Source organism: Allobosea sp. OK403, assembly GCF_900113835.1.
Taxonomy (GTDB): domain Bacteria; phylum Pseudomonadota; class Alphaproteobacteria; order Rhizobiales; family Beijerinckiaceae; genus Allobosea.
Genome location: NZ_FOQV01000002.1, coordinates 678,647 through 703,303, shown reverse-complemented (window position 1 = coordinate 703,303; position 24,657 = coordinate 678,647). Strand labels below are relative to the sequence as shown.

The window sequence follows — 24,657 nt, the reverse complement described above, 5'->3', positions numbered from 1 at the left end:
TTGGATCGTTCAACGGCTCTAAGCTCTTTGTCTCGACGCGTTTTCTTCACGCGAACCGGTGTCCACTTCGCTCGAAAACGCCCTATGCCAGCGGGGCGACGGCGCAGCTCTGGCCGCCATCGACCGGCAGGCAGACACCGGTGATGAACTGGGCTTCGTCGGAGGCGAGGAAGACGGCCGCGTTGGCGATGTCCCAGGCGGTACCCATCTTGCCGAGCGGCACGGCGGCGTTGCGCGCCGCGACCATCTCCTCGACCGAGGCGTATTGGCTGGAGATCTGCTTGTAGATCAGCGGCGTGTCGATCATGCCGGGCATGATGCAATTGGCGCGGATGCCTTGCCTTGCATATTGCATGGCGAGGCCGAGCGTCGCCTGGTTCACCGCCGCCTTGGTCGCGTAATAGGCGAAGTAGGGGTAGCCGGTCCAACGGATCGCCGCGAGCGAGGAGATGTTGACGATCGCGCCGCCGCCTGCCTTCAGCATATGCGGGATCACCGCCTTGGAGCAGCGGAAGACCGGGCCGAGATTGAGGTCGACCGCCGCCTTGAACTGCTCTTCGCTGAGTTCGACCGGGCCGCCCATATGGGTGACGCCGACATTGTTGTGCAGGATGTCGATGCGGCCGAAGCGGGTCATGGTCGCGGCGACGGCTGCGTCGATCGAACCCTGCTGTGTGACATCGGCGGCAAGCGCGATGGCGACGCCGCCTTCCCCGGCGATGATGCCGGCGGTCTCGTCGGCGGCAGCCTGGCTGATGTCGATGCAGGCGACGCGGGCGCCTTCGCGGGCGAAGGCGACGGCTGCGGCCTTGCCATTGCCCCAGCCCGGCCCCGACGAGCCGGCACCGAAGACGATGGCGATCTTGCTCTTCAGACGATCGGCCATCACAGGAATCCGATCGAGAACCAGGGCACCGCCGCGACGATGACCAGGCCGATCAGCAGGGCCAGCATATAGCCCCAGATCGGGCCGATGCCCTCGTCGGGATTGACCTTGCCGATGGCGCAGGCCGCGTAATAGCCGACGCCGAAGGGCGGTGCGAACAGGCCGAGCCCCATCGCGAGCACCACGACCATGGCGTAGTGCACCTCGTGGATGCCGACAAGCTTGGCGATCGGGAACAAGAGCGGGCCGAACAGGACGATGGCGGGGATGCCTTCGAGCACGCTACCCAGGATGATGAAGGCAAGGATCGATACGGCCATGAAGCCGATCGCGCCGCCGGGCAGATGCGTCATGATCTCGACCAGCGTCCGGGAGAAGCCAGACTGCGTCAGGCCCCAGGCCATGGCGGAGGCCGCCCCGATGATGATCAGGATGGCGCCGGAGAGCGAGGCTGTGTCGATCAGAATCTGGCCGAGGCGGGACCAGTTGAACTGGCGGTAGACCAGAAGCCCGATGATCAGCGAATAGACGATGCCGATGGTCGAGACCTCGGTGGCGGTCGAAACGCCCTCGACGACGGCGGCGCGGATCAGGAAGGGCAATGCCAGGGCCGGCAGCGCGATGATGAAGGTCTTGCCGATCTCGGGCCATTTCGCCTTCACGACATGGCTGAGATCGTCATGGCGATAGCGCCGCGCCACGACGAAGCAGAGCCCGATCGCCAGGACGACGCCGGGCAGCAGGCCGCCGGTGAACAGCGCCGCGATCGAGACGCCTGTCACGGAACCGATGGTGATCAGCACGATCGAGGGCGGGATGGTCTCGGTCTGCGCGCCCGTGGCCGAGAGCAGGGCGACGAGGTCGCCGGGCTTGGCGCCGCGCGCCTTCATCTCTGGAAACAAGGCCGGTGCGACCGCGGCCATGTCGGCTGCCTTCGAGCCCGAAATGCCGGAGACGAGGTACATCGCACCGATCAGCACATAGGAGAGGCCGCCGCGAACGTGGCCGAGCAGGCTCGCCAGGAAGCGCACCATCGCCTTGGCCATGCCGCACATCTCGATGAGCAGGCCGAGGAAGACGAAGAGTGGCACGGCGAGCAGGATGAGATGGCTCATGCCTTCGTCCATGCGCCCGACCAGGGTCATCGTCGGCACGCGCGTGGTGAGCGCGAGATAGCCGAAGGTTGCGAGCGCGAAGGAGAAGACGATCGGTACGCCGGAGAACACGCAAAACCCGACGACGCCGACGAAGAAGATGACCAGGTTGAGATTGCCCAGCGTCTTGAGCATGGGACCGAGCCACCAGAAGCCGGCGAGCGCGACAGCGACCAAAGCCAGCGCCAGCAGAGCCTGCGGCACGCCCGAGCGCATGGTCAGGCGCAGCAGCGAAAAGGCGATCATCAGCCCGACGCCGACCGGGAAGGCGGCCGCGCGCCAGACATTGGAGATTTCCATCGCCGGGGTGGTGATGAAGGCTTCTTCCTCGGCCCAGCGGAAGGCGGGGCCGATGATCAGCAACAGGAAGCCAAGGCCGGCCGCCACGCCCAGCGCGTCGAAGAAGTTGCGCCATTCCGGCGTGCAACGCGAGACCAGCGCGGTCATGCGCATATGCTCGCCGCGCCGGAGCGCGACGACGGCGCCAAGCATGGCGAGCCAGAGGAACAGGGTCGAGGCGAGTTCGTCCGACCAGGTCAGCGGCGTGTGCAGGAGATAGCGGGCGACAATGCCCGAAAACAGCACGACCACTTCGGCGACGACGAGGATCGCTGCGGGTATCTCGACGATGACGCCGAGGACGCGGTCGATCTTCGCGGCAAGCGGCCGGCGTGGCGCCGCCGCTGTCGCTGGCGGCGTCGCGAATTCGGACACGGTGTCCATGGTGCCGGCGTCAGCTCAGCGAGCCGACGGCGGCCTCAAGGGTCGCCCAGGCGTCCTTGCCGAACTTGGCTTCCCATTCCTTGTAGAAGCCGGCGCTCTTGAGCTTGTCGCGGAAGAGAGCGGCGTCGACCGTGTTGAACTTCATGCCCTTGGCGGACAATTCGGCCTGCAGGTTCACCGTCAGTGCCGCAACGTCGGCGCGCTCGGCGATACCGGCGGCGTTGAGGTGCTTGGCGACGATGGTCTGGATGTCCTTGGGCAGGGCGTCCCAGTTCGCCTTGTTGGCCAGGAGCCAGAAGCCGTCCCACATATGGTTGGTCAGTGAGCAGAAACTCTGGACCTCATAGAGCTTGGCCGTCTCGATGATCGCGAGCGGGTTCTCCTGCGCGTCGACGATCTTCGACTGCAGGGCGCTGTAGACCTCGTTGAAGTTGATCGTCGTCGGCGCCGCGCCGAAGCCCTTGTACATCGAGGTCCAGAGCGGAGCGGGCGGGACACGGATCTTGAGGTTGTTCAGATCAGCCGGGGTGACGATCGGCTTGCCCGAGCTCGTGGTCTGGCGGAAGCCGTTGTCCCAGATCTTCTCCATCGCGAAGATCGAGCGGCTCTTGGCGATCTCGGCGCGGACATAGTCGCCGAGCTTGCCGTCCATCGCCTTCCAGACCGTGTCGTAGTCCTTGAAGGCGAAGCCGACGCCGTTGATCGCGGCGGCCGGCACCAGGGTCGAGAGGATCAGCCCCGAGAGGGTGAAGAAATCGACCGCGCCGGAGCGGATCTGGCCGAGCGTGTCGGTGTCGGAGCCGAGCTGGCTTGAGGGGAAGATCTGCAGCTCGAAGCGGCCGCCGGTCTCTTCCTTGATCTTGCCGGCGGCTTCCTGCGCGCGCTTGTTGAGCGGGTGCGTCAGCGCCAGGTTGTTGGCGAATTTATAGGTGAATTCGGCCGCCCGGGCCCGGCCGATGGAAAATCCGGTCACGGCAAGGGCGCCCGTGCCGGCGGCAAAGCTGCGGCGTGTCAATCTCGTCATCTGGTGTCCTCCCAAATCTTCAGGCCGGACTCTCCGCAGGTTTGCCCGCGCGAGAGCTGTAATCGCAGCGACGGCCCTCTTTCCGGTTTCGGAAGGCCGCGTAACTCTGGCCGCGACCTTCTGGCCGCCAGCCTGCTCGAACTGTTCCATATCGTGGATCGCTCGGAGCCAGTATTCTTTATCCTTGACGAAATACAAGTGATGAAACAGTTGTCAACGCAATAAGGACGCAAAAAGGGTCCACGATATGGATCGTCCAAATCTTGCTGTGCGGGAGGCCAGCTCCGAACCGACCGGTGCGCAAAGCATCGGACGGGCGGCCGCATTGCTGCGGCTGGTCGCGTCGAGCCGCACGCGCGGCGCCAGCCTGAGCGAACTCGTCGACGGCTCGCGGCTGCAGAAGCCGACGTGTCGCCGCATTCTGGTGGCGTTGATCGAGGCCGGGCTGATCGAGCAGGAGGCGGCGACACGGCGCTATTTCCTCGGGCCTGAATCCTTCATTCTCGGCACCATCGCAGCCGATCGTTTCGGAATCCATCGGCTCGCGCAGGAAGGCGTCGTGCGCCTGGCGCAGGCGACGGGCGATGCCGCCTTCCTGCAGGTCAGGCGGGACTGGACGGTCGTCTGCCTGCAACGCGAGGACGGCGATTATCCGATCCGCTCGCATGTGCTTGCCCCCAGCGACAGGCATCTGCTCGGGGCCGGCGTCGGCGGCATCGCGCTTTTGGCCGCGCTCGACGACGAGGGTGTCGAGCAGGCGATGGCGGCCAATGCGGCGCAGTTTCCGCTGCGCTACCCGATGCTGTCGCGAGCGATCGTGGACGACCTCGTCGCGGAGGCGCGCGAGCGCGGCTATGCGATGAATCGCGGGCTGCTCTTCCCCGGCTCCTGGGGCATGGCGATGGTCGTGCGCGATGCGCAGGGGCGGGCCGATGCCTGCCTCTCGCTGGCCGCGATCGAAAGCCGGATGCAGCCGGACCGCGAACCCTTCCTTGCGCAATTGCTGCGGGACGAGGTCGCCAGGCTCGAGGCCAGGCTGCGTGAATTCCACATCCAGGACGAGGCCCGGCCGGCACAGCCGGGCGCGTCCGCACCACTGCGCCGCCGCGCCGGCGAACGGAGATGAACCATGACGATCCGCCGCGACAAGGAGAGCGCAGCATGACCGAGACCGCGCTGAAAACCGGCATCGCGCCCAAGGGCGGCGTTGTTCCCATGTCCAAACGCGTGATGAACCTGGCCCATATCGCGACGCAGAATGCGCGCCGCTTCGGGAAGCGGGCCGGCTTCATCTGGGGCGAACGGACCTGGAGCTGGGGCGAGATCGACGCGCAGGTCTCGGCGCTTGCCGCCGGTTTGCGCCAGCGCGGCATCGGCAAGGGTGACCGCATCCTGGTCCATTCCAAGAATTGCGACGCGATGTTCGTCTCGATGTTCGCCGCTTTCCGCCTGGGTGCGGTCTGGGTGCCGACGAATTTCCGCCTGCTGCCCGACGAGGTCGGCTATCTCGGTACCTCCTCGGGCGCCAAGGCCTTCATCTGCCATGGCGATTTTCCGGCCCATGCGGCAGCTGTCGCGGCTTCGGATCCGGCGCCAGACTTCATCTGGCGGATCGGGCCGGGCGAGTTCGGCGAGGCTGAGGTCGGCGAGGTGATCGCGCGCCATCTCGGCGAGCAGGTCGCCAATGCCGCGGTCGAGCATGACGATCCGTGCTGGTTCTTCTTCACCTCCGGCACGACCGGGCGCTCGAAGGCCGCGGTGCTGACGCATGGCCAGATGGGCTTCGTGGTGACGAACCATCTCGCCGATCTGGTGCCGGGCTCGACCGAGGCCGACGCCTCGCTCGTCGTCGCCCCGCTCTCGCATGGGGCGGGCGTGCATCAGCTCGTGCTGTCCTCCCGCGGCGCTACGACGATCCTGCTGCCGACGGAGCGCTTCGACATCGACGAGGCCTATCGCCTGATCGAGCGGCACAAGATCACCAACATCTTCACCGTGCCGACCATCCTGAAGATGCTGGTCGAGCATCCGGCCGTCGACCAGCACGACCATTCCAGCCTGCGCCACATCATCTATGCGGGCGCGCCGATGTATCGCGAGGACCAGAAGGCCGCGCTCGCCAAGCTCGGCAAAGTGCTGGTGCAGTATTTCGGCCTGGGCGAGGTCACCGGCAACATCACGGTGCTGCCACCGGCCTTGCACGAGGCCCAGGACGGTCCCGCTGCGCGCATCGGCACCTGTGGTTACGAGCGCAGCGGCATGGAGGTGCAGATCCAGGACGATGCCGGCCATGCAGTTGCGCCGGGCGTCCAGGGCGAGATCTGCGTGATCGGCCCCGCCGTCTTCGCCGGATATTACGACAACCCCGAAGCCAACGCGAAATCCTTCCGCGATGGCTGGTTCCGGACCGGCGATCTCGGCCATATGGACGAGCAGGGTTTTGTCTACATCACCGGCCGCGCCTCGGACATGTACATCTCCGGCGGCTCGAACATCTATCCGCGCGAGATCGAGGAGAAGATCCTGACCCATCCGGCGATTGCGGAGGTCGCTGTGCTCGGCCTGCCTGATCCGGTCTGGGGCGAGATCGGCGTCGCGGTCTGCGTGGCACGCGCGGGTGCAAGCGCGACCGAGGCCGAAATGGCGGAATACCTCGCCGCGAAGATCGCCCGCTACAAGATGCCCAAGCGCTTCTTCTTCTGGGAGGCCTTGCCGAAATCCGGCTATGGCAAGGTGCCCAAGCGCCTGGTCAAGGACGAGCTCGAGGCGCGCGGCGAATTGGACTGGCTGCGCTCGTGACGGCTGCTGCGATGGATGGCTTCAACCAGCAGACAGGCCCCATGACGGCCGGAACAAGGTCGCCACGGAGCCCGGGAATGCGCTGGCGCCGATCAGCGGCGGTAGTAGCGGCGGTGACGGCGGTAATGCCGACGATAATGCCTGCGATGATGGCGCCGGTGATAGCGGCTGAACTCGGCGTCGGCATCATCGAGCGTACGGGCCGCGTGCGGCTCGGCCGGCTTCGCGTCCACGGGCTCCGGAGCGAGCGTCACCGGCGTGGCTTGCGCCATCGCGACAGCGCCGACGCTGGCGGCGGCCGCTCCACCAATCAGGCTCAGGATAAAAGAGCGCCTATCCATCAGGTTATCCTCTCTTGATCGTTGATGACCTTTCCAGGTCGAACCGGCCCGGAACGGACTGAGCGAAAACATCTGGCGGGGCCGTTGGTTCCGCCGCCACGCTGAAACGAGGTTGCCATTGTCCTGCCAATATGCGCCGGTTTTGCCGCTCAGTTCGGTGTTCCACCCGCATGACCGCTTTTTACCCGACCGCGATCCCGCCATGATGCGTCGGACTTTTGCTAGAGCAGGATGCGAAAAAGTGGGAACCGGTTTTTCGCATCGATCCTGCTCTAACTCTTTGATGAGAGACGGATTCAGATTTCAGACAGGATCACTTGTGATCCTGTCTGAAATCATCCGGCTCTGGAGGATGACGTCATGAGGCGCATCGAACAGCCTGGTTCCGCAGCGCCCGAGCGCGTCGAATGGGCTGAAAGCCACGGTCTGCGCTTCGAGATGACGCTGCAGCCCGGCTTGCCCCTGCTGGAGGCCGTGCGGCGCAGCTTTGCCGCGGCGGGCTTCACCTCAGGCGTCGCGCGGATCGACGGCGCGGCCCTGTCGTCCTTCACCTATGTCATGCCGGCCTTGTCGCAGACGCCGGAGCACGCGGCTTTCTACAGCGAGATCTTCCGGCCGCCGGGTATCGCTCGCATCGAGACCGGCGCGCTGACTTTCGGCCTGCGTGACGGCGCGCCCTTCTTCCATTGCCATGCGCTCTGGCAGGAGGCGGACGGCAAGCGCAGCGGCGGCCATATCCTGCCCGACGAGACGCTGGTGGCCGAGGCGATCACGCTCCCGGCCGTCGGCATCGATGGCGCGGGTTTCGCGGCCTATGTCGATGCCGAGACCAATTTCAAGCTGTTTGGCCCCGCGACCGTCCCCTTGCTGGGCGCGACGCGGGAGGGGCGCTTCTTCGCCTTGCGCGTGCGTCCGAATATCGATCTTGCCGGCGCTTTGGAGCAGTTCTGCGCCGAGCACGGCGTCAGCCGCGCGACGATCCATGGCGGCGTCGGCTCGACGATCGGTGCACGCTTCGAGGACGGCCGGGCGGTCGAGAACTTCGCCACCGAAATCGCGATCAAGTCCGGCCGGATCTGGAGCGAAGGCGAGCGCATGATGTCGGACATCGACGTGGCGCTGGTCGACTACACCGGCGCGATGGCGCAGGGTCGCCTGACGCGCGGCGACAACCCAGTGCTGATGACCTTCGAGCTGGTGCTCGAGGCGGGGTAAGGGCTGGGCGCCGATGCTTCGGTGCTGGCCGAAGTGATTGCGCGCGACCTGTCCGACGCGCGGATGCATGCTTCCGTCTGACTGATGAGGCGGACGACAATCGTGAATCACATCACCGCATGCGGATCAAAAACGGCTGGAGACGTCACATATCTGAGCGGGCGGGATGGCGAGCCGACCTTGCTCCTGCGCCGCATCACTGGGCCCGGACCGAGCGTGGTCTATGTCCATGGCGCGACATTTCCATCGGCGCTTTCGGTAGCCTATCGCTTCGGCGGCCTGTCCTGGATGGACGATCTGGCGGCGCGCGGATTTGACGTCTGGGCCTTCGATTTTGCCGGCTTCGGCGGGTCCAGCCGCCCACCGGCCTTTGAACAGGCCGCGTTCGAGAGCCCGCCCTATGGCCGCGCATGCGCTGCGGAGGTGCAGCTTGCGCGGGTTCTGGCGCATGTCAGGCAGGTCACAGGCCGTGCCAGGCTGTCGTTGATCGCGCATTCCTGGGGCACGATCGTGGCCGGGCTCCATGCATCACTCCAGCCCGGGACCATCGAACGTCTGGTTTTCTTTGGGCCGATTGCGCAGCGAGAAGGACCGCGCGTGGCGACGGGCGAAAGCCCCGAAAGCTGGCGGCTGGTTTCGATCGCCCAGCAACTCGCCCGCTTCGTCGAGGATGTTCCCGCGGGCCATCCCGCAGTGCTGATCGAGCCTGAGCTGGCCTCATGGGCTCCAGCTTATCTTGCAAGCGATCCAGGGGCGGCGGCCCGGCAGCCTGTCCCTGCTGTCAGGGTTCCAGCTGGACCAGCCGCCGACATCAAGGCAGCCTGGGCTGGGAGCCTTGCCTATGAGCCCGCAAAGGTTCTGGCGCCGACGCTGATCGTGCGAGGCGCCTGGGACGGCCTGTGCACGGACGATGATGCGTTCTGGTTGCGCGGGCGGCTCGGCGCTGCCGAGACACGCGACGTCAAAATCACTGAGGGCACGCATCTCATGCATCTCGAGCATGCGCGCCTTGGCCTGTTCGAGGCGACGGGAGCCTTTCTGATGAAAACCTGGTTCTAGATTTTTGTTTTAACGCGTTTCTTCACGCGAACCGGCATCCACTTCGCTCGAAAATGCTCTGATGTGGGCGAATTCAGGCACTTACCGGTCGCCGCCGGATCTCTTCCGCGCCACCTCCAGGTCGCGCAGATCCTTGCGCCGGATCTTGCCGGTCGCGGTCATCGGCAGTTCGGTGACGAATTCGATCTCTCGGGGATATTGATAGGCGGCGAGCCGCTCTCTGACGAAGGCCTGGATCTCGGCGGCGAGGGTGTCCGAGGGGGCAAAGCCCGGTTTCGGCAGCACGAAGGCCTTGACCACCTCGGTGCGCAGCGGGTCGGGGCTGCCGACGACGGCGACCATCAGCACGGCCGGATGACGGATGACGCAGTCCTCGATGTCGCCGGGCCCGATGCGATAGGCGCCGCTGGAGATGATGTCGTCGTCGCGACCCTGGAACCAGAAATAGCCTTCGGCGTCGCAGGCGCCAGTGTCTCCGGTGACGAGCCAGTCGCCGGAGAATTTGGCGGCTGTCGCTTCCGGCTGGCGCCAATAGTCCAGCATCATCACCGGGTCGGGCCTTGCCACTGCGATCAGGCCCTGCTCGCCGGCCGGCAGTTCCTCGCCCTCGGGCGAGATCACCGCGACGCGGTGGCCGGGCACGGCGCGGCCCATCGAGCCCGGCACGATGGGGAACAGGCTGGCACAGTTCGAGACGATCAGGTTCGCCTCGGTCTGGCCGTAGAACTCGTTGACCGGAAAGCCGAAGATCTCCTCGCTCCAGGCCAGCATGTCGGCGCCCAGTGTCTCACCGCCGGTGCCGATCGAGCGCATCGCATAGCCGAAGCGCTGCGGCCTCTCGACCTGCCGCATCAGCTTCAGCGCGGTGGGCGGCAGGAAGGCGTTGCGCACCTTGTGCCGGGCCATCAGCGCGAAGGCAGCTTCCGGATCGAATTTGCGGGCGCGCGAGGCCAGCACCGGCACGCCGAAATAGAGGCTCGGCAACAGCACGTCGAGCAGGCCGCCGGCCCAGGCCCAGTCGGCCGGCGTCCAGAACAGGTCGCCGGCTTGCGGGAAGAACTCCTGCGGCAGCTGCACACCGGGCAGATGGCCGAGCAGGACGCGGTGGGCATGCAGCGCGCCCTTGGGCTTTCCCGTCGTGCCGGAGGTGTAGATGATCAGAGCTGGATCATCCGCCCGCGTATCGAGGGGCGCAAAACGGTCGGAGGCCTTCGCCAACTCCGCGTCGAAATCGAGATGGGTTCCGGTCGTTGCTCTATCGCCGATGACGAAGATGCGCTTGAGGTCGGGCAGGGCGGCTTGGATCGTCTCGATCTTGCCTATGTTCTCGGCATCGGTGATCAGCACTGCTGCGCCGCTGTGCTGCAAACGGTGTTCGAGCGCGTCCGGCCCGAACTGGGTGAAGAGCGGCAGCGCGAGTGCGCCCATCTTGTAGATGGCGAGATGGGCCATCGCCGTCTCCGGCCGCTGCGGCAGCAGGATGCCGATGCGCTCGCCCGGCCCGACGCCATGGCCGCGCAGCATATTGGCGAGGCGGTTGGAGCTCAGTTTCAGCTCGTCGAAGCTGAGGGTCGCGACGCCGTGATCCTGATCCTCATAGATCAGCGCCGGCTTGCCGCTGCCATCGGCATGGCGGTCGCAGCAGGCGACGCCGATGTTGAAGCGCTCCGGGATATCCCAGCGAAAAGCCTCGAAGGTGTCCCGGTAGCTTGCAGCGCGCGTCAGCATGAGCCGTGCTCCGGGCGGCGCTTCATCAAAAGCTTGAGATGGCCGGTCTGGACCTGCTCGCCGCTCTGGTTGAAGACATCGAGCTTGAGGGTGACGACGCCGCGATCAGGCTTGCGCGACGGCTTGCGATCCACGGCCGTGACCACGGCATGGACGGTATCGCCGATCCTGACCGGCGCGGCAAAACTCCAATGCAGATCGAGCAGGCCCATGGTGGTGGCGTCGATCAGGTTCTGTTGCGACATCAGGCCGATCACCATGGCCAGCGTCAGCGGGCCATGGGCGATGCGCGCGCCGAAGGCGGTCGTGGCGCAATACTCGCTGTCGACATGCAGCGGGTTGAAATCGCCGGAGAGACCGGAAAAGAGGGTGATATCACCCTCGCCGACGGTGCGGCCGCGCGTGACGACGCGCAGATCCTCGCCGAACTCCTCGAAATAGAGGCCCATCGTTTCCGTTCCCGATCGTCGTTTTGGCGATTAGGCGCGCGAAGGGGGCGGGCTGACAAGGCCGTGCGTTGCCGCTTTTGCTCACGGCGGGATTGCGGAGATGACGGGGCGGGCGCGCTGAAACTTTGCGGTTGCAGTATTATTCGATGGTGTGACGTGCAGCAGGAGTTTCGGCATGACCACCCCCATCTGGATCGAGGCTGCGATCAACGGGCCCTGGGGCAAGGAACGCCAGCCCGGTATTCCGATCGCCATTCCCGAGATCGTCGCTGATGGCATTGCGGCGGTCGAGGCGGGGGCGGCGATCGTGCATCTGCATGTCTATGACGTCGAGACCGGTCGCCAGCGCGACGATTGGCAGCTTTATGCCCGGGCGATCGAAGGTATCCGTGCCAAGGTCGACGCCATCGTCTACCCGACCATCCCGATCCTGGGCTCGGGCTATGCCGGCGACATGATCGGCTCTGGCCGCTACACCCATCTGGAGGAACTCGCCAAGCGCGGCCTCGTCGAATGGGGCGTCCTCGACCCCGGCTCTTGCAACTGGACGACCTTCGCCGGCATTCCCGGCGGTGAGCCCGGCTTCATCTACCAGAACCCGGGCGAGCATATCCGCGAGGGTATGGCGGTGGCCCATGCTCACAGGATCCATCCGAGCTATGCGATCTATGAGCCCGGCTTCACGCGCTTGGGCGCGGCGCTGGCCAAGGCCTATCCGGGGCTGCCGACGCCGATCTATCGCCTGATGTTCTCCGATGCCTTCGCCTGGGGTTTTCCGCCGAAGGCCTATGCGCTCGAGGCCCATCTCGCCTTGCTCGCCGAGGATGCGCCCGGCGCACCGGTGATGATCGCGGGGCTCGGCGTCGATCTTTCCGGGCTGATCGCGCCAGCCGTGGCGCACGGTGTCCACGTTCGGGCCGGGCTGGAGGACGCGCATTTCGGCTGTGCAAAGACGAATGCCGCCTTGGTCTCGGAGACGGTCAAACTGGTCGAAGCTGCTGGTGGGCGGGCGGCGAGCGTTGCCGAGGTCAGGGCCGATCTTGCGGCTCGGCGCTAACGCGACCGGAAGACCAGCAGTTTTTGCCGGGCAGGGTAATTCCTGCCCAGGCGGCCTGACGGCGTATCCATAGTTATCAAGACCTTAAAGCTGGCACAGTCCCTGCTCCGGAGCGTCTAACACCACGTCCGGAGAGCCGCGATGTCCACGACCATCGGCGCCAGTGCCTCCTTGCTCCTGAATTACACCCGCAGCAGCCAGGCGGTGCTCGACGCCCAGCCCTCGCTTGCACAACTGCTCAGCGAGGATGCGACGACGGGCTCGCAACTCCCCGCATCGGCGACGGTCGCCCTGTCTGACGAAGCCAAGGCCTATCTCGCCCGGACCTCCACATCGACCACGACTGATTCCGGCACGAGCCTCGCCTCGCGCGCTGCGAATGCGCGGCAATGGTTCGATCAGCAATATCAAGCGCTCGGCATTTCCTCGGCGCTGATCGACGGCAAGGTCGCGGTCGATCTGAGCGGCCAGAGCCGCGCTACCCTGTCGGCGGTGGCCGACAATGCCCAGGGGCTTTTCTCCAAGGACGAAAGCGCGGCCGCGGCGACGGCGCTGCAATCACGCTTCGACACCGCGCTTACTCCCTATGCCGTCGTCGCCCGGCACACCGGGAACTATGCCGGCCTCTACGACGCCGCCCTGAACTATGTGAATGCGGCTGGTCCCGACGAGCAGGCGACGAAAGCCTGGCAGGACCAGAAACAGGCGCTGGTCGACGGTGCCGCTGCGGCGCGCGCGAACCCTGGCAAAGCGCCCGAGACGAAGAATGCGGCCGATCCCATTCAGGCGCTGCTCGACAAGGCTTCGGCCGGCGGGACCGGCACGCCGCAGACCAGCATCGCTGCGGTGGCTGCCAATGCGCGTGCGCTGCTCGATGCGCAGGCCGCCAGCGCCAAGGACAAGGGGACCAAGCTGGTCTTCGACGATTCGGACAAGACCGGGCAGCAGGTCGACTTCACCGCTTTCGACAATCGTTCGCTGGCGGCGATCGCGCTCAACCAGGGCTCGGCCTTCTCGGCGGGTGAAATCCGTGCCGCCAAGACCGAACTCGACCAACGCAACCGCGCAAGCGTGCTCGATACGCTGAAGGCGACATCCGGCGGCAGCGACGGCGCGAGCGCAAGCCTCGCCCTTGTCAACCGATACGCCGCCATGAGCACCGAGGAGAAAGCCGCGCTCGGGGTCAGCGATCGCTTCACCAGCCAGCTCGTCCAGACCTATCAGAGCATCCAGGCGACGCAGGGGCGGTTGGGCGGCAATGCCTCGCTGGGACTGGCCGGCTATCTCTGAGCGGCAAGCGCAGCAGGGTTGCCCCTCGCGCGGCTGAGACGATCGGCTGCACTGGCGTTCGCGCCGCGCCGGCCTACATGGGGATAGCAACCACCAGAACGGTCCGTCACGCCCCATGTCCGACCACGACAGCGAAGCCAACCGCTTTTCCGCCCGCGCCGCGCGCTATGCCCGCGTCGGAGCCAATGTCGGCGGGGTCGCGGCGCGCATCGCCGGTACGCGGTTGTTCGGGCTGGATGGTCGCAACGCCAGCAATGCCGAGGCCTTGGCCAAGGCGTTGGGCGGGCTGAAGGGCCCGATCATGAAGGTGGCGCAGCTCGTCGCGACGATTCCCGATGTGGTGCCGCCGGAATACGCCGCCGAATTGCAGAAGCTGCAATCGCAGGCGCCGCCGATGGGAGCTGCCTTCGTCAAGCGCCGGATGATGGCCGAGCTCGGGCCGCAATGGCGCGAGCGTTTCGCCGAGTTCGATCTGAAGCCGGCCGCCGCGGCCTCGCTGGGGCAAGTGCACCGCGCCACCACGCTGGAGGGCGTGCAGCTCGCCTGCAAGCTGCAATATCCCGACATGGAATCGGCTGTCGAGGCCGACATCTCCCAGCTCGACATCCTGTTCGCTTTGCACCGGCGCATGGACCCGGTGATCGACACGACCGAGATCGCCAAGGAGATCGGCGCCAGGGTGCGTGAGGAGCTCGATTACCTTCGCGAGGCGAAGCATATCGCGCTTTATCAGGAGATCCTGACTGACACGCCGGAGGTGCGGGTGCCCCGGCTCGAAGCCTCGTTGTCGACGCGCAGGCTCCTGACCATGCATTGGCTCGAGGGCAGCCCGATCCTGTCCCACAAGCAGGACGGCCAGGAGGCGCGCGACCGCATCTCGACCGCGATGTTCAAGGCCTGGTGGCGACCGTTCAGCCATCACGGCGTCATCCATGGCGATCCGCATCTGGGGAACTACACGGTTTTTTCAGAGGGTGACACGCCGGCAGGCATCAACCTGCTCGACTATGGCTGCATCCGCATCTTCCCGCCGAGCTTCGTCGGCGGCGTGGTCGATCTCTATCGCGGCCTGCTGGAGGGCGACGCCGCCCGCGTCGTCCATGCCTATGAGACCTGGGGCTTCAAGGGGCTGACCAAGGATCTCGTCGACACGCTGAACATCTGGGCGCGCTTTATCTACGGGCCGCTGCTGGAAGACCGGACGCGCCGCATCGCCGAAGACGTCAGCCCGGCCGAGTATGGCCGCAAGCAGGCCTTCCAGGTGCATCAGGCCCTGAAGCAGCGCGGGCCGGTGACCGTGCCGCGCGAATTCGTCTTCATGGACCGCGCTGCGATCGGGCTCGGCGGCGTGTTCCTGCATCTCGATGCGGAACTGAATTTCCACAGGTTGTTCGAGGCGGAGATCGAGGGATTCTCCGTGGAGACGGTAACGTTGAAACAGAGACAAGCGCTTGTCTCTGTCGGGTTAAAAGGGGCGACCTGACCCGTTCAGTTGCCGCCTCCTCCAACGTCGCTATCGCCGATGAACGAAGCGCGCGAGCCGTCCTCATTGTAGCCGCCAGCATGGCGCCGATGCCAAGCCGCGATGTCCTCGTTATCGCGTTTCGTTTGCTCTCGCGCTTCAGCGAACCAGCGCTTGCCCTTCTCGATCAGCGCTGCGGCATCAGCCGCGGCGGGCTCAGGCTCGCCCTCGGGCGGTGGAATATGGCTCTTCCGATCTCTCTGCGAATGCGCTGCTGAAGGCTATCTGGAATTCCTCTGCGAAGACTTGATGCAAACCACGAATCCAGGCTGTTTCAAACGAGCAAGCCGCTGTTCGGATTCGATTGCGCGCTGAGGGACGCTATTTCCATCACAGCCTATGGTTTTTGCGATTTAAATCGATTTACATAGCGTCTTCACCGAGCTAAAGCGGCGCCGAGCTTGGCTTCGGGCTTTCCTAGGGGCAGGCTGTGGCCGACGCTCCGTTGCCGACCTCACGCGGGTGCGCTACAGGGCTTTGGAACCGTCTTCTTATCTTCAGGATCAGACCATGGCCGATCACGGGCATCACGCCGCCGACATTCCGCAGATGGACTACGCCGAGCATGAGCGGACCTATCACGGCTTCCTGCATTTCGCCGAAGTCGGCACCGTCGCCTGCCTCGCCATCGTCGCGGCGCTGGCGGTGGGCGGCACCAAGCATGCCTGGGGCGTCGCCCTTATCGGTACGCTGCTGACGCTGGTCGGTACGGCTGTCGGGATCGCGTCGAAATCGCTCGCCTGGAAGGCTCCGGCCGTTCCCTTCGTGCTGATGATGGTCGCGCTCGTCCTCCTGTAAGATCCGCCTCCACCAAGCCTGAAAGGCCTCGCCCTGCCATGCGCATTGCTGTGCCAGCCGAAACGCAAGGGGCGGAAACCCGCGTCGCCGTGACGCCGGAGACCGTTCGCAAGTTCATCGGCCTCGGGGCCGAAATCGTGGTTGAGAAAGGCGCCGGGCTCGCTTCCGGCATCAATGACGCCGATTACGAGGCGGCGGGCGCAAGCATCGCGAAGAACGCCAAGGACGCGCTCAAGGGCGCGGCGATCGTGCTCAAGGTGCGCCGTCCGTCCGAAGCCGAAATCGCCGGCTTGCCGTCCGGCGCGCTCGTCGTCGGCATCATGGACCCTTATGGCAACGAGGCTGCGGTCGAGGCCCTGGCCAAGGCCAAGGTCGCGGCCTTCGCGATGGAGTTCATGCCGCGCATCACCCGCGCGCAGGTCATGGACGTGCTCTCCTCGCAGGCGAATCTCGCCGGCTATCGCGCCGTGATCGACGGCGCGGCCGAATATGGCCGGGCGTTGCCGATGATGATGACGGCTGCCGGTACTGTCCCTGCCGCGCGCATCTTCATCATGGGTGTCGGCGTCGCCGGCCTGCAGGCGATCGCGACGGCGCGGCGCCTTGGCGCGATCGTGACCGCGACCGATGTGCGCCCCGCCACCAAGGAGCAGGTCGAATCGCTCGGCGCCAAGTTCCTGGCCGTCGAAGACGACGAGTTCAAGCAGGCGCAGACGGCCGGCGGCTACGCCAAGGAAATGTCCAAGGAATACCAGGCCAAGCAGGCCGAGCTGACGGCGAGCCACATCGCCAAGCAGGACATCGTCATCACCACCGCGCTGATCCCGGGGCGTCCCGCGCCGAAGCTGATCTCCAAGGCGATGGTCGAGAGCATGAAGGCCGGTTCCGTGATCGTCGATCTCGCGGTCGAGCGCGGCGGCAATTGCGAACTCGCCAAGCCCGGCGAAATTGCGGTGACCGCCAACGGCGTCAAGATCGTCGGCCATCTCAACGTGCCCGGCCGTCTGGCCGCGACCTCGTCGCAGCTCTACGCCAAGAACCTCTTCGCCTTCGTCGAGACGCTGATCGACAAGAGCGCGAAGACGCTCGCGGTGAACTGGGACGACGAATTGGTGAAAGCGACCGCCCTGACCAAGGACGGCGCGGTGATCCATCCGAATTTCGCGCCGAAGCCTGCGCCTGTCGTCGAGGGGAGCGTCTAACATGGCCAATCCGACACCCGAACAGGCGCTCGAACAGGCCCGCTCCGCCGCCGTACTGGCGAAGCAGGCGGCCGAGCTCGCCGAGAAATACGCCGAGCAGGCCGCCGCAGCGGCAAGCGTCGCGACGGGCGTCGATCCGACGGTGTTTCGCCTCGCGATCTTCGTGCTCGCCGTCTTCGTCGGCTATTACGTCGTCTGGTCGGTGACGCCGGCGCTGCATACGCCGCTGATGTCGGTCACCAATGCGATCTCCTCGGTCATCGTCGTCGGCGCGCTGCTCGCGGTCGGCGTCCAGGCCGCCCCGGCGCTGGGCGACGGTCCGGTCTGGGCCAAGCTCTTCGGCTTCGTGGCGCTGGTCCTGGCTTCGGTGAACATCTTCGGCGGCTTCCTCGTCACCGAGCGCATGCTTTCGATGTACAAGAAGAAGGGCTGAGCGCCGATGGCCGCCAATATCTCCGCCCTGCTTTACGTCGTCTCCGGCGTCCTGTTCATCATGGCCCTGCGGGGCCTGTCGCACCCGACCACGTCCCGCCAGGGCAATTTCTACGGCATGGTCGGGATGGGCATCGCCATCCTGACGACCGTGGTGTTCTTCCCGCCTTCGGGCTTCTCCGGCTGGTTCCTGGTCGTGCTGGGCATCGCCATCGGCGGCGGCATCGGCGCCTATATGGCCCGGCGCGTGCAGATGACGCAGATGCCGCAGCTCGTGGCCTTCTTCCACTCGCTGGTCGGCCTGGCGGCGGTGCTGGTCGCGGCGGCCGCGCTCTATGCTCCGGGCGCCTTCGGCATCGGCGAAGCCGGCCATATCCATGGCGGCAGCCTGTTCGAGATGGGGCTCGGCGTCGCCATCGGCGCGATCACCTTCACCGGCTCGATCATCGCCTTCCTCAAGCTCGACGGGCGCATGAGCGGCAAGCCGATCATGCTGCCGCAGCGGCACGGCATCAATATCGGGCTCGGCGTCGCGCTCGTCGTGCTGCTGCTGGTCTTCATCAAGACCGAGAGCCATGTCGTATTCTGGCTGATCGTGCTGGTCTCGTTCGCGCTCGGGGTGCTCCTGATCATCCCGATCGGCGGCGCGGACATGCCTGTCGTCGTCTCGATGCTGAACTCCTATTCCGGCTGGGCTGCGGCCGGCATCGGCTTCACGCTCGGCAACATGGCGCTGATCATCACCGGCGCGCTGGTCGGCTCGTCCGGCGCGATCCTGTCCTACATCATGTGCAAGGCGATGAACCGGAGCTTCATCTCGGTCATCCTCGGCGGTTTCGGCGGCGACGATGCCGCGGCGGGCGCGGGTGGCGCGGTCGAGGCGAGACCCGTCAAGCAGGGTTCTGCGGACGATGCCGCCTACATCATGAAGAACGCCGCCAAGGTCATCATCGTGCCGGGCTATGGCATGGCGGTGGCGCAGGCCCAGCACACGCTGCGCGAGATGGCCGACCTGCTGAAGAAGGAGGGCGTCGAGGTCAAGTACGCCATCCATCCGGTGGCGGGCCGCATGCCGGGCCATATGAACGTGCTGCTGGCGGAAGCCAATGTGCCCTATGACGAGGTCTTCGAGCTCGAGGACATCAACTCGGAATTCGGCCAGGCCGACGTCGCCTTCGTCATCGGCGCCAACGACGTGACCAACCCGGCCGCCAAGACCGACAAGTCCTCGCCGATCTACGGCATGCCGATCCTCGACGTCGAGAAGGCCAAGACCGTGCTCTTCATCAAGCGCGGCATGGCGGCTGGCTATGCCGGTGTCGAGAACGAGCTGTTCTTCAGGCCCAACACGATGATGCTGTTCGGCGATGCCAAGAAGGTCACCGACGATATCGTCAAGGCGATGGTGCACTGACGCAGCCGCGCGGGCATCACAATGCTGCAAAGGGCCGGCTTCATGCCGGCCCTTATCGTATGGAGTTGTTCGCCTGATGGGGATCTTGCCGTGACGCTCTCCATCCGCCCGATGCTGGCAAGCGACCGACCGGCCGTGCTCGCGCTGCTGCTCGAACTGACGGCCCATGAGGCGAGGTTGAGCGCGGAGCGCGCGACGGGGCCCGCTGCCGCCGCTGCCTGCCTCGCTGACGATGCGGAAAAGGCCGCCGAGCATGGCGGCGCCCAGATCGTCGTCCAGCAGGGCGATGAGGTCGTCGGCTATCTGGCGCTGCGGCTCGGGCGCACCGGCCCCTTCGTGCACGAGCATTTGCGCGACCATGTCTATATCGAGAACATCGTGGTCGCGGCCGCTTGCCGGGGAACCGGGATCGGGCAGCTCCTGCTGGCAGAGGCGGAGCGTTTTGCCCGCGAGGCCGGCTGCAAGGTGCTCCATCTGAGCGTCCTGGAGGGCAACGAGGTGGCTCTGGCTGCCTATCGCCGTGCCGGCTTCAGCAATTTCGCGCTGGAAATGGCCAAGGTTCTCGATTGAGCGTCGCGAGACCGCCATGGTGGCGGGGGAGGATGATCGGCATGAAACTGCTCGGCCGCCTCCTGCTCGTCGCCTGCGCGCTCTATCTCGCCGGGCTGGCCATCCTCTTCGTCAGGCAGCGTGACCTGATGTATCCGCGCGATCCGGTGCGTGCCGATATCGCGTCAGTGAAGCTGCCGGGCGCGGTGGAGGTTCCGCTGACGACGGCCGATGGCGAGCGGCTGGTGGCCTGGCTCGTGCCGCCGCGCGCAGGCAAGCCGGTGCTGCTGTACTTCCACGGCAATGCCGGCAATTTCGACAGGCCCGTCCGCCAGGCCCGTTTCCGGGCGCTGACGGAGGATGGCACCGGCCTCTTCGCGGTGAATTATCGCGGCTATGGCGGCTCGACCGGCAGCCCGACGGAGGAAGGCATCCATCTCGATGCGCGTGCCGCCTATGGCGAGGCGGCGGAGCGTTTCGGCGCGGCGCGGTTGGTCGGCTATGGCGAATCGCTGGGCACCGGCGTCGTGCTGCAGCTGGCGGCGGAGGTCCCGCTCTCTGCGGTCATCCTGGAGGCGCCCTATCTCTCGACGGCCGCAGTGGCGCAGGAGATTTACCCTTACGCGCCGATCCGGCTCGTGATGCTGGATCAGTTCCGCTCGGAGGCGGTGATCGGGCGGGTGCGTGCGCCACTGCTCGTGCTGCATGGCGAGCGCGACGGCGTGATCCCGTTCAGGCAGGGGCAGGCACTTTACGAGATGGCGAACCCGCCCAAGCGCTTCATCCGCTTTCCGGCGGGCCACCATGAGGACCTGCCGGCCCAGGGCTCGGTGCCGGAGGTCAGGCGCTTCCTCGCGGATATGGCGAGCGGCGCTCTGGCAGGCGCTGAGAGCCGCACGGTCGAATAAGGGAGCGGCTCAGCTCCGGAACAGGCCGCCGCCCAGCCCGCCGCCGCCGAGGCGCGACTGGCCGGCGCGGGCCGTTGTGTTGTTGCCGTCAAGGCTCAGAGCGCGCTGATAGCTCTCGCTGGCTTCCGCCTTCTTGCCGAGCTTCTCATAGGCGAGCCCGCGCCCGGCCCAGGCCTCGGCGTTGCGGTTGTCGACATTGAGCGAGGCGGTGAAGTCCTCAAGCGCGGCATCGTATTTGCCGACCGCGATCAGGCTCTGGCCGCGCGCGGTGTAGGGCGGGGCGTTGTAGGGGTTGCGGTCGATCACCGAATCGAAATCGGAGATCGCGTGCTGATGCTGGCCTTCCTTCTGGTAGACGAGCCCGCGGGCATGGAAGGCTTCGGCGGATTCGGGGTTCAGGCGGATCGCGGTGTTGAGATCGGCCAGCGCCTGCTGGCTGTTGCCCTGAAGGCGCAGCAGGTTGGCGCGCCCGACATAGGCTGGCCCGTAATTCGGATTGGCGGTGGTGGCGCGGTTGAAATCGGCGAGGGCGGCATCGTTGCGCCCGCTCTGGCGCAGCGCCAGCGCGCGATTGGTGTAGGCCGAGGCAAGATTCGGATCGATCTGCACCGCCTTGGTGAAGTCGGAGATCGCGTCCGAGAACCGGCCGACCCGGGCATAGGCCGCGCCGCGCGTGTTGTAAGCGTTGGGGTCGTTCGGGTTGCGGGAGATGACCTCGCTCAGCGAGCCGATGTTCACGCTCGCGTCGGCGGCCGAGTTGGTGTCGATCTCCGCCACCGCCGGCTGGGAGCCGAGACTGGAGACGGTATCGCAGCCCGCCAGCGCCAGGGTGATGCCCACTGCGGCCAGCCAGTTCCTGCCGCGATCCATGCTTTGCTTCATCGGTCTTGGTTTCCGTGCCTTGCCTGTCGCACGCGGCAGGCTTGCCGTTCGCGACCTGATTGCGCCCCCCAACCGACAGCGCGCTGCGAAAGAAACAACGCCTGCATTGTGCCAAGACTTGGTTAACGGCGCTCGAAAAGCAACAGCGCCCGGAGCAGGCTCCAGGCGCGGTCGGGTCTGTCGGTCTTGCCCAGCAGCGGCCGATGCCGCCGCGCGCAGGAAAATCAGGGGCGCTTGGGCTTCACCGGCGCGGGCAGCAGGCCCTCGCGCTGCAGCTTCTTGCGCATCAGCTTGCGGGCGCGGCGCACGGCCTCGGCCTTCTCGCGCGCCTTCTTCTCGGAAGGCTTCTCGTAATGGCCGCGAAGCTTCATCTCGCGGAAAACGCCTTCGCGCTGAAGCTTCTTCTTGAGGGCGCGGAGAGCCTGATCGACATTGTTGTCGCGAACGAGAACCTGCACGTGAGTGTCCGTCTTTAGCGGGTTGGTCTAAAAAGTCGGGCGAGCGGGCCTGCCAGGCAGGTCGCTCGAAGGATCGTGCGGATAACAGAAATCAATCCGGCTGTCCACGCCGCGATGCAGCGAAAATGCGCGAAAAATCGGGCTTCGCGCGGCATTGCGCTCTCATCTAAGAGTGAGAGCAGGATCTATGCGAAAAACCGGTGCCCACTTTTTCGTATCCTGCTCTGGCTCAGGCTTTTTCGGGCGTGACCCGCGTGACATGGCCCATCTTGCGGCCCGGACGGGCGTCGCGCTTGCCATAGAGATGCAGATGCGCGCCGGGCTCGGCCAGGAGATCGCGCCAGCGCAAGGCCGCAACGCCGATCAGATTCTCCATCTCGACGCGGCCGCGCCGGGCCGCCGAGCCGAGCGGGAAGCCGCAGACGGCGCGGACATGTTGGTGGAATTGCGAGGTCTGCGCGCCCTCGCTGGTCCAATGCCCGGAATTATGCACACGCGGCGCGATCTCGTTGACGATCACGCGCTCGGCCGCGCCTTCACCGACCACGAACATCTCGACCGCGAAGACGCCGATATAGCCGAGCGCGTCGCCGATCCGGCGCGCGGCCGCAATGGCCGCCTCGCCAGTCTTCGGCGAAAGCTGCGCCGGCACGCGGGTGAAGGCGAGGATATGGTCGCGATGCTCGTTTTCGCAGACGTCGAAGGCGGCGAATGCGCCGTCGGCGCCGCGCGCGGCGACGACCGAAACCTCGCGTGTGAAGGGCACGAAGCCTTCCAGGATCGCGGAGAAATGGCCGATCGCCTCATAGGCTTCGGCGAGATCGCTTCCGGCGGCGATCTTGACCTGGCCCTTGCCGTCATAGCCGAAGCGCCGCGTCTTCAGGATGCTGGGGCGGCCGAGATCGGCGACGGCGGCCTCGAGATCAGCCAGCGAATCGACGGCGCGGAATGGGGCCACAGTCAGGCCCAGCTCGGCGATGAAGCTTTTCTCGCTGAGCCGGTCCTGCGTCACCGCGAGCGCGCGCGCTCCGGGGTGCAGCGGTGTGCGGGCGGCGAGGAAGGCTGCGGTCGCGGCCGGCACGTTCTCGAATTCATAGGTCACGACATCGACCGCATCGGCGAAGCGCGCCAGCGCCGCTTCATCCTCATAGTCGCCGACGGTATGGCGGGCCGCCACGTCGAAAGCCGGGCTGTCGGGCTCCGGCGCGAAGATATGGGCGCGGATGCCGAGATCGGCGGCGGCGAGCGCGAGCATGCGGGCGAGCTGGCCGCCGCCCAGGATGCCGAGCATGGCGCCGGGTGCAAGGCCGCTGGAATCGGGCGTGCTCATTTCTGGTCCTTCGCGGGGTGCGTCTCGTCCTTCATCGGATGCTCGGCGATCGCGGCGCTCTGGCGGGCGCGGTAGGCGTCGAGGCGCTTGGCGAGTGCCTCGTCGCTCAGCGCCAGCACGGCAGCGGCGAGGAGAGCGGCGTTGACCGCGCCGGGGCGGCCGATGGCGAGCGTGCCGACCGGGATGCCGGCCGGCATCTGCACGATAGAGAGCAGGCTGTCCTGGCCCGATAGCGCCTTCGATTCGACCGGTACGCCGAAGACGGGCAGGGGGGTCAGGGAGGCTGTCATGCCCGGCAGATGAGCTGCGCCGCCGGCGCCTGCGATCACCACCTTGAAGCCTTCGGCCTTGGCGCCGCGGGCGAAGGTAAACATCCGGTCGGGTGTGCGATGGGCAGAGACGATGCGCGCATCATAGGTGATGGCGAGCGCGTCCAGCGTCTCGGCAGCATGGCGCATCGTCGCCCAGTCGGACTGGCTGCCCATGATGATGGCGACGGCGGGGCTGGTCTGGGCCATGAAACGGATCGCTTCCGGAGCTTCGCGGCAGAAAGAGCCTGATGTTACCCGAAAACCGGGATCCGCTTTTCGCTAGGGCGGACCTTCGGCTCGGCATCCTGCTCCGAGGACAAGGAAGCGCGCGATCTAGACCACGCAACGCTGCGGAAGCAAGCGGCGAATCGCCGTTATCCTTGCTCAGGCGATGATATCGGGGGTCAAAGCGTCCTCGATCTGGGCGATGCGGTCCTTCAGATAGAGTTTGCGCTTCTTCAGGCGCTGCACCTGGATCTGGTTGACCGCGCCGACCCGCTCCAACGCGTCGATGGCGCTGTCGAGGTCGCGATGCTCCTCGCGCAATCGCGCCAGTTCCGTCGTGAAGGCCTCGACCTCGTCAGGGCTGAGCTCGAATCCCATTAAGTCATCTCATCTCATCATCGCCGCGATTGGGCGCGACTATGCTGAGACGCCGCGTGCGCCGCAAGAGCGGGGAGCCTGCGGCGGAGGCAGGAGCGCATCATATTCGCGCCTTCCGAGACAGAGGGCATTCACGATCACAGAATCTCATGGTGCGGTGCGAGATTGCCCCGCAGACGTGAAGCCGGCTCTGTGTCAGACTGTCTCGTCAACCGCTCATCAGGAGGATCCAGATGTCGCTGCAGACCCATCTCGTCGAGCTCGAACGGAAGCATCGTCAACTCGAAGAAGCCATCGCACAGGCTGTATCGAGCCCGTCCTCGGACGATCTCAGTGTGGTCGAGTTGAAGCGCAAGAAGCTGATGCTGAAGGAAGAGATCGAGCGGGTGCGGCAGACGATGCCGGACCGAACTCTGCATTGAGGGCCTAAGGCGGGTCGTCACAGTTTTGATGATGCATCAGCTAGCCGCGAAAACCGGTTCCCACCCTTCGAGCTGGTGCTCTCATCAAAAAGTTAGAGCAG

At 65.8% G+C, this 24,657-nt stretch carries 25 protein-coding genes; 14 read left to right on the top strand and 11 right to left on the bottom strand.

What is annotated here, in order from left to right:
* Positions 1 to 82 precede the first annotated feature (82 nt).
* The 3 genes from BMZ97_RS09290 to BMZ97_RS09280 are packed head-to-tail and all read right to left on the bottom strand — an operon-like array spanning position 83 to position 3,787.
* On the bottom strand, positions 83 to 886 hold the full coding sequence (locus BMZ97_RS09290) for an SDR family NAD(P)-dependent oxidoreductase (protein ID WP_092167674.1): 804 nt from the start codon (positions 884 to 886) through the stop codon (positions 83 to 85).
* Positions 886 to 2,763 carry a TRAP transporter large permease gene (locus tag BMZ97_RS09285; protein WP_092167672.1) on the bottom strand — a complete coding sequence of 626 codons (1,878 nt, stop codon included), beginning with the start codon at positions 2,761 to 2,763 and terminating at the stop codon, positions 886 to 888. The genes BMZ97_RS09290 and BMZ97_RS09285 overlap by 1 nt, the downstream gene beginning before the upstream one ends.
* 10 nt (positions 2,764 to 2,773) lie before the next feature.
* Positions 2,774 to 3,787 (bottom strand): TRAP transporter substrate-binding protein, encoded by a 1,014-nt coding sequence (locus tag BMZ97_RS09280; RefSeq protein WP_092167671.1) that lies wholly within the window; start codon positions 3,785 to 3,787, stop codon positions 2,774 to 2,776.
* Between the two features lie 247 nt (positions 3,788 to 4,034).
* On the opposite strand from BMZ97_RS09280, the gene BMZ97_RS09275 reads away from it, so the two are divergent.
* Positions 4,035 to 4,913 (top strand): IclR family transcriptional regulator, encoded by an 879-nt coding sequence (locus BMZ97_RS09275; RefSeq protein WP_092167669.1) that lies wholly within the window; start codon positions 4,035 to 4,037, stop codon positions 4,911 to 4,913.
* 35 nt (positions 4,914 to 4,948) lie between these two features.
* Positions 4,949 to 6,586 carry an acyl-CoA synthetase gene (locus BMZ97_RS09270; RefSeq protein ID WP_092167667.1) on the top strand — a complete coding sequence of 546 codons (1,638 nt, stop codon included), beginning with the start codon at positions 4,949 to 4,951 and terminating at the stop codon, positions 6,584 to 6,586.
* Between the two features lie 92 nt (positions 6,587 to 6,678).
* Here BMZ97_RS09270 and BMZ97_RS09265 read toward each other — a convergent pair whose 3' ends face one another.
* Positions 6,679 to 6,927, bottom strand: a complete 249-nt coding sequence (locus BMZ97_RS09265) for a hypothetical protein (RefSeq protein ID WP_092167666.1) — start codon at positions 6,925 to 6,927, stop codon at positions 6,679 to 6,681.
* A gap of 360 nt (positions 6,928 to 7,287) precedes the next feature.
* On the opposite strand from BMZ97_RS09265, the gene BMZ97_RS09260 reads away from it, so the two are divergent.
* Together BMZ97_RS09260 and BMZ97_RS09255 are read left to right on the top strand one after the other, a co-directional pair.
* Positions 7,288 to 8,142 (top strand): PCC domain-containing protein, encoded by an 855-nt coding sequence (locus BMZ97_RS09260; RefSeq protein WP_092167664.1) that lies wholly within the window; start codon positions 7,288 to 7,290, stop codon positions 8,140 to 8,142.
* 102 nt (positions 8,143 to 8,244) lie between these two features.
* Positions 8,245 to 9,201, top strand: a complete 957-nt coding sequence (locus tag BMZ97_RS09255) for an alpha/beta hydrolase (protein ID WP_175525489.1) — start codon at positions 8,245 to 8,247, stop codon at positions 9,199 to 9,201.
* A gap of 81 nt (positions 9,202 to 9,282) precedes the next feature.
* Here the strand turns inward: BMZ97_RS09255 and BMZ97_RS09250 are convergent, their stop codons facing one another.
* Positions 9,283 to 10,929, bottom strand: a complete 1,647-nt coding sequence (locus tag BMZ97_RS09250) for an acyl-CoA synthetase (RefSeq protein ID WP_092167661.1) — start codon at positions 10,927 to 10,929, stop codon at positions 9,283 to 9,285.
* Entirely contained in the window at positions 10,923 to 11,378 is a 456-nt protein-coding gene (locus BMZ97_RS09245; RefSeq protein ID WP_092167660.1) for a MaoC/PaaZ C-terminal domain-containing protein, read from the bottom strand. Before BMZ97_RS09245 ends, BMZ97_RS09250 begins: the two co-directional genes overlap by 7 nt.
* A gap of 175 nt (positions 11,379 to 11,553) precedes the next feature.
* On the opposite strand from BMZ97_RS09245, the gene BMZ97_RS09240 reads away from it, so the two are divergent.
* From BMZ97_RS09240 to BMZ97_RS09200, 9 genes are all read left to right on the top strand, one after another.
* Positions 11,554 to 12,435, top strand: a complete 882-nt coding sequence (locus BMZ97_RS09240; protein ID WP_092167658.1) for a beta-keto acid cleavage family enzyme — start codon at positions 11,554 to 11,556, stop codon at positions 12,433 to 12,435.
* Positions 12,436 to 12,576: 141 nt separating this feature from the next.
* Complete coding sequence (locus tag BMZ97_RS09235; protein WP_092167656.1) at positions 12,577 to 13,725, top strand: hypothetical protein; 1,149 nt, start codon at positions 12,577 to 12,579, stop codon at positions 13,723 to 13,725.
* A 115-nt stretch (positions 13,726 to 13,840) separates the two neighbouring features.
* Entirely contained in the window at positions 13,841 to 15,208 is a 1,368-nt protein-coding gene (locus tag BMZ97_RS09230) for an ABC1 kinase family protein (protein WP_092167654.1), read from the top strand.
* Between the two features lie 549 nt (positions 15,209 to 15,757).
* Positions 15,758 to 16,045: an aa3-type cytochrome c oxidase subunit IV gene (locus tag BMZ97_RS09225; RefSeq protein ID WP_139221183.1), complete on the top strand. Its 288-nt coding sequence runs from the start codon at positions 15,758 to 15,760 to the stop codon at positions 16,043 to 16,045.
* Between the two features lie 38 nt (positions 16,046 to 16,083).
* Positions 16,084 to 17,247: a Re/Si-specific NAD(P)(+) transhydrogenase subunit alpha gene (locus BMZ97_RS09220; protein WP_092167652.1), complete on the top strand. Its 1,164-nt coding sequence runs from the start codon at positions 16,084 to 16,086 to the stop codon at positions 17,245 to 17,247.
* Position 17,248: 1 nt separating this feature from the next.
* The gene (locus BMZ97_RS09215) at positions 17,249 to 17,680 is read left to right on the top strand and encodes an NAD(P) transhydrogenase subunit alpha part 2 (RefSeq protein WP_092167651.1); all 432 of its coding nucleotides are present in this window, start codon (positions 17,249 to 17,251) and stop codon (positions 17,678 to 17,680) included.
* Between the two features lie 6 nt (positions 17,681 to 17,686).
* Positions 17,687 to 19,093 (top strand): NAD(P)(+) transhydrogenase (Re/Si-specific) subunit beta, encoded by a 1,407-nt coding sequence (locus BMZ97_RS09210; protein ID WP_092167649.1) that lies wholly within the window; start codon positions 17,687 to 17,689, stop codon positions 19,091 to 19,093.
* Positions 19,094 to 19,183: 90 nt separating this feature from the next.
* Positions 19,184 to 19,663: a GNAT family N-acetyltransferase gene (locus BMZ97_RS09205; RefSeq protein WP_175525488.1), complete on the top strand. Its 480-nt coding sequence runs from the start codon at positions 19,184 to 19,186 to the stop codon at positions 19,661 to 19,663.
* A gap of 41 nt (positions 19,664 to 19,704) precedes the next feature.
* Entirely contained in the window at positions 19,705 to 20,550 is an 846-nt protein-coding gene (locus BMZ97_RS09200; RefSeq protein ID WP_092168874.1) for an alpha/beta hydrolase, read from the top strand.
* A gap of 9 nt (positions 20,551 to 20,559) precedes the next feature.
* Here the strand turns inward: BMZ97_RS09200 and BMZ97_RS09195 are convergent, their stop codons facing one another.
* The 5 genes from BMZ97_RS09195 to BMZ97_RS09175 form a co-directional block, all read right to left on the bottom strand.
* A complete protein-coding gene (locus BMZ97_RS09195; protein ID WP_244546314.1) occupies positions 20,560 to 21,432 on the bottom strand; it encodes a tetratricopeptide repeat protein in 873 nt (290 codons plus the stop codon).
* Between the two features lie 224 nt (positions 21,433 to 21,656).
* Complete coding sequence (gene rpsU, locus BMZ97_RS09190; RefSeq protein ID WP_069693011.1) at positions 21,657 to 21,890, bottom strand: 30S ribosomal protein S21; 234 nt, start codon at positions 21,888 to 21,890, stop codon at positions 21,657 to 21,659.
* Between the two features lie 229 nt (positions 21,891 to 22,119).
* The gene (locus BMZ97_RS09185; RefSeq protein ID WP_092167648.1) at positions 22,120 to 23,220 is read right to left on the bottom strand and encodes a 5-(carboxyamino)imidazole ribonucleotide synthase; all 1,101 of its coding nucleotides are present in this window, start codon (positions 23,218 to 23,220) and stop codon (positions 22,120 to 22,122) included.
* Positions 23,217 to 23,738, bottom strand: a complete 522-nt coding sequence (purE, locus tag BMZ97_RS09180; RefSeq protein ID WP_092167647.1) for a 5-(carboxyamino)imidazole ribonucleotide mutase — start codon at positions 23,736 to 23,738, stop codon at positions 23,217 to 23,219. The genes BMZ97_RS09185 and purE overlap by 4 nt, the downstream gene beginning before the upstream one ends.
* 177 nt (positions 23,739 to 23,915) lie before the next feature.
* On the bottom strand, positions 23,916 to 24,134 hold the full coding sequence (locus BMZ97_RS09175) for a YdcH family protein (RefSeq protein WP_069693008.1): 219 nt from the start codon (positions 24,132 to 24,134) through the stop codon (positions 23,916 to 23,918).
* A 233-nt stretch (positions 24,135 to 24,367) separates the two neighbouring features.
* Here BMZ97_RS09175 and BMZ97_RS09170 point away from each other — a divergent pair, with 233 nt between their 5' ends.
* Positions 24,368 to 24,556 (top strand): YdcH family protein, encoded by a 189-nt coding sequence (locus BMZ97_RS09170; RefSeq protein ID WP_092167646.1) that lies wholly within the window; start codon positions 24,368 to 24,370, stop codon positions 24,554 to 24,556.
* The last annotated feature ends 101 nt before the right edge of the window (positions 24,557 to 24,657 follow it).

Coding starts and splice junctions, on each gene's coding strand:
- BMZ97_RS09275 (WP_092167669.1), top strand. CDS start 4,035: ATGGATCGTCCAAATCTTGCTGTGCGGGAGGCCAGCTCCGAACCGACC.
- BMZ97_RS09215 (WP_092167651.1), top strand. CDS start 17,249: ATGGCCAATCCGACACCCGAACAGGCGCTCGAACAGGCCCGCTCCGCC.
- purE (WP_092167647.1), bottom strand. CDS start 23,738: ATGGCCCAGACCAGCCCCGCCGTCGCCATCATCATGGGCAGCCAGTCC.
- BMZ97_RS09225 (WP_139221183.1), top strand. CDS start 15,758: ATGGCCGATCACGGGCATCACGCCGCCGACATTCCGCAGATGGACTAC.
- BMZ97_RS09240 (WP_092167658.1), top strand. CDS start 11,554: ATGACCACCCCCATCTGGATCGAGGCTGCGATCAACGGGCCCTGGGGC.
- BMZ97_RS09270 (WP_092167667.1), top strand. CDS start 4,949: ATGACCGAGACCGCGCTGAAAACCGGCATCGCGCCCAAGGGCGGCGTT.
- BMZ97_RS09265 (WP_092167666.1), bottom strand. CDS start 6,927: ATGGATAGGCGCTCTTTTATCCTGAGCCTGATTGGTGGAGCGGCCGCC.
- BMZ97_RS09250 (WP_092167661.1), bottom strand. CDS start 10,929: ATGCTGACGCGCGCTGCAAGCTACCGGGACACCTTCGAGGCTTTTCGC.
- BMZ97_RS09290 (WP_092167674.1), bottom strand. CDS start 886: ATGGCCGATCGTCTGAAGAGCAAGATCGCCATCGTCTTCGGTGCCGGC.
- BMZ97_RS09195 (WP_244546314.1), bottom strand. CDS start 21,432: ATGAAGCAAAGCATGGATCGCGGCAGGAACTGGCTGGCCGCAGTGGGC.
- BMZ97_RS09230 (WP_092167654.1), top strand. CDS start 13,841: ATGTCCGACCACGACAGCGAAGCCAACCGCTTTTCCGCCCGCGCCGCG.
- BMZ97_RS09175 (WP_069693008.1), bottom strand. CDS start 24,134: ATGGGATTCGAGCTCAGCCCTGACGAGGTCGAGGCCTTCACGACGGAA.
- BMZ97_RS09210 (WP_092167649.1), top strand. CDS start 17,687: ATGGCCGCCAATATCTCCGCCCTGCTTTACGTCGTCTCCGGCGTCCTG.
- BMZ97_RS09285 (WP_092167672.1), bottom strand. CDS start 2,763: ATGGACACCGTGTCCGAATTCGCGACGCCGCCAGCGACAGCGGCGGCG.
- BMZ97_RS09260 (WP_092167664.1), top strand. CDS start 7,288: ATGAGGCGCATCGAACAGCCTGGTTCCGCAGCGCCCGAGCGCGTCGAA.
- BMZ97_RS09245 (WP_092167660.1), bottom strand. CDS start 11,378: ATGGGCCTCTATTTCGAGGAGTTCGGCGAGGATCTGCGCGTCGTCACG.
- BMZ97_RS09200 (WP_092168874.1), top strand. CDS start 19,705: ATGAAACTGCTCGGCCGCCTCCTGCTCGTCGCCTGCGCGCTCTATCTC.
- BMZ97_RS09170 (WP_092167646.1), top strand. CDS start 24,368: ATGTCGCTGCAGACCCATCTCGTCGAGCTCGAACGGAAGCATCGTCAA.
- BMZ97_RS09235 (WP_092167656.1), top strand. CDS start 12,577: ATGTCCACGACCATCGGCGCCAGTGCCTCCTTGCTCCTGAATTACACC.
- BMZ97_RS09280 (WP_092167671.1), bottom strand. CDS start 3,787: ATGACGAGATTGACACGCCGCAGCTTTGCCGCCGGCACGGGCGCCCTT.
- BMZ97_RS09220 (WP_092167652.1), top strand. CDS start 16,084: ATGCGCATTGCTGTGCCAGCCGAAACGCAAGGGGCGGAAACCCGCGTC.
- BMZ97_RS09185 (WP_092167648.1), bottom strand. CDS start 23,220: ATGAGCACGCCCGATTCCAGCGGCCTTGCACCCGGCGCCATGCTCGGC.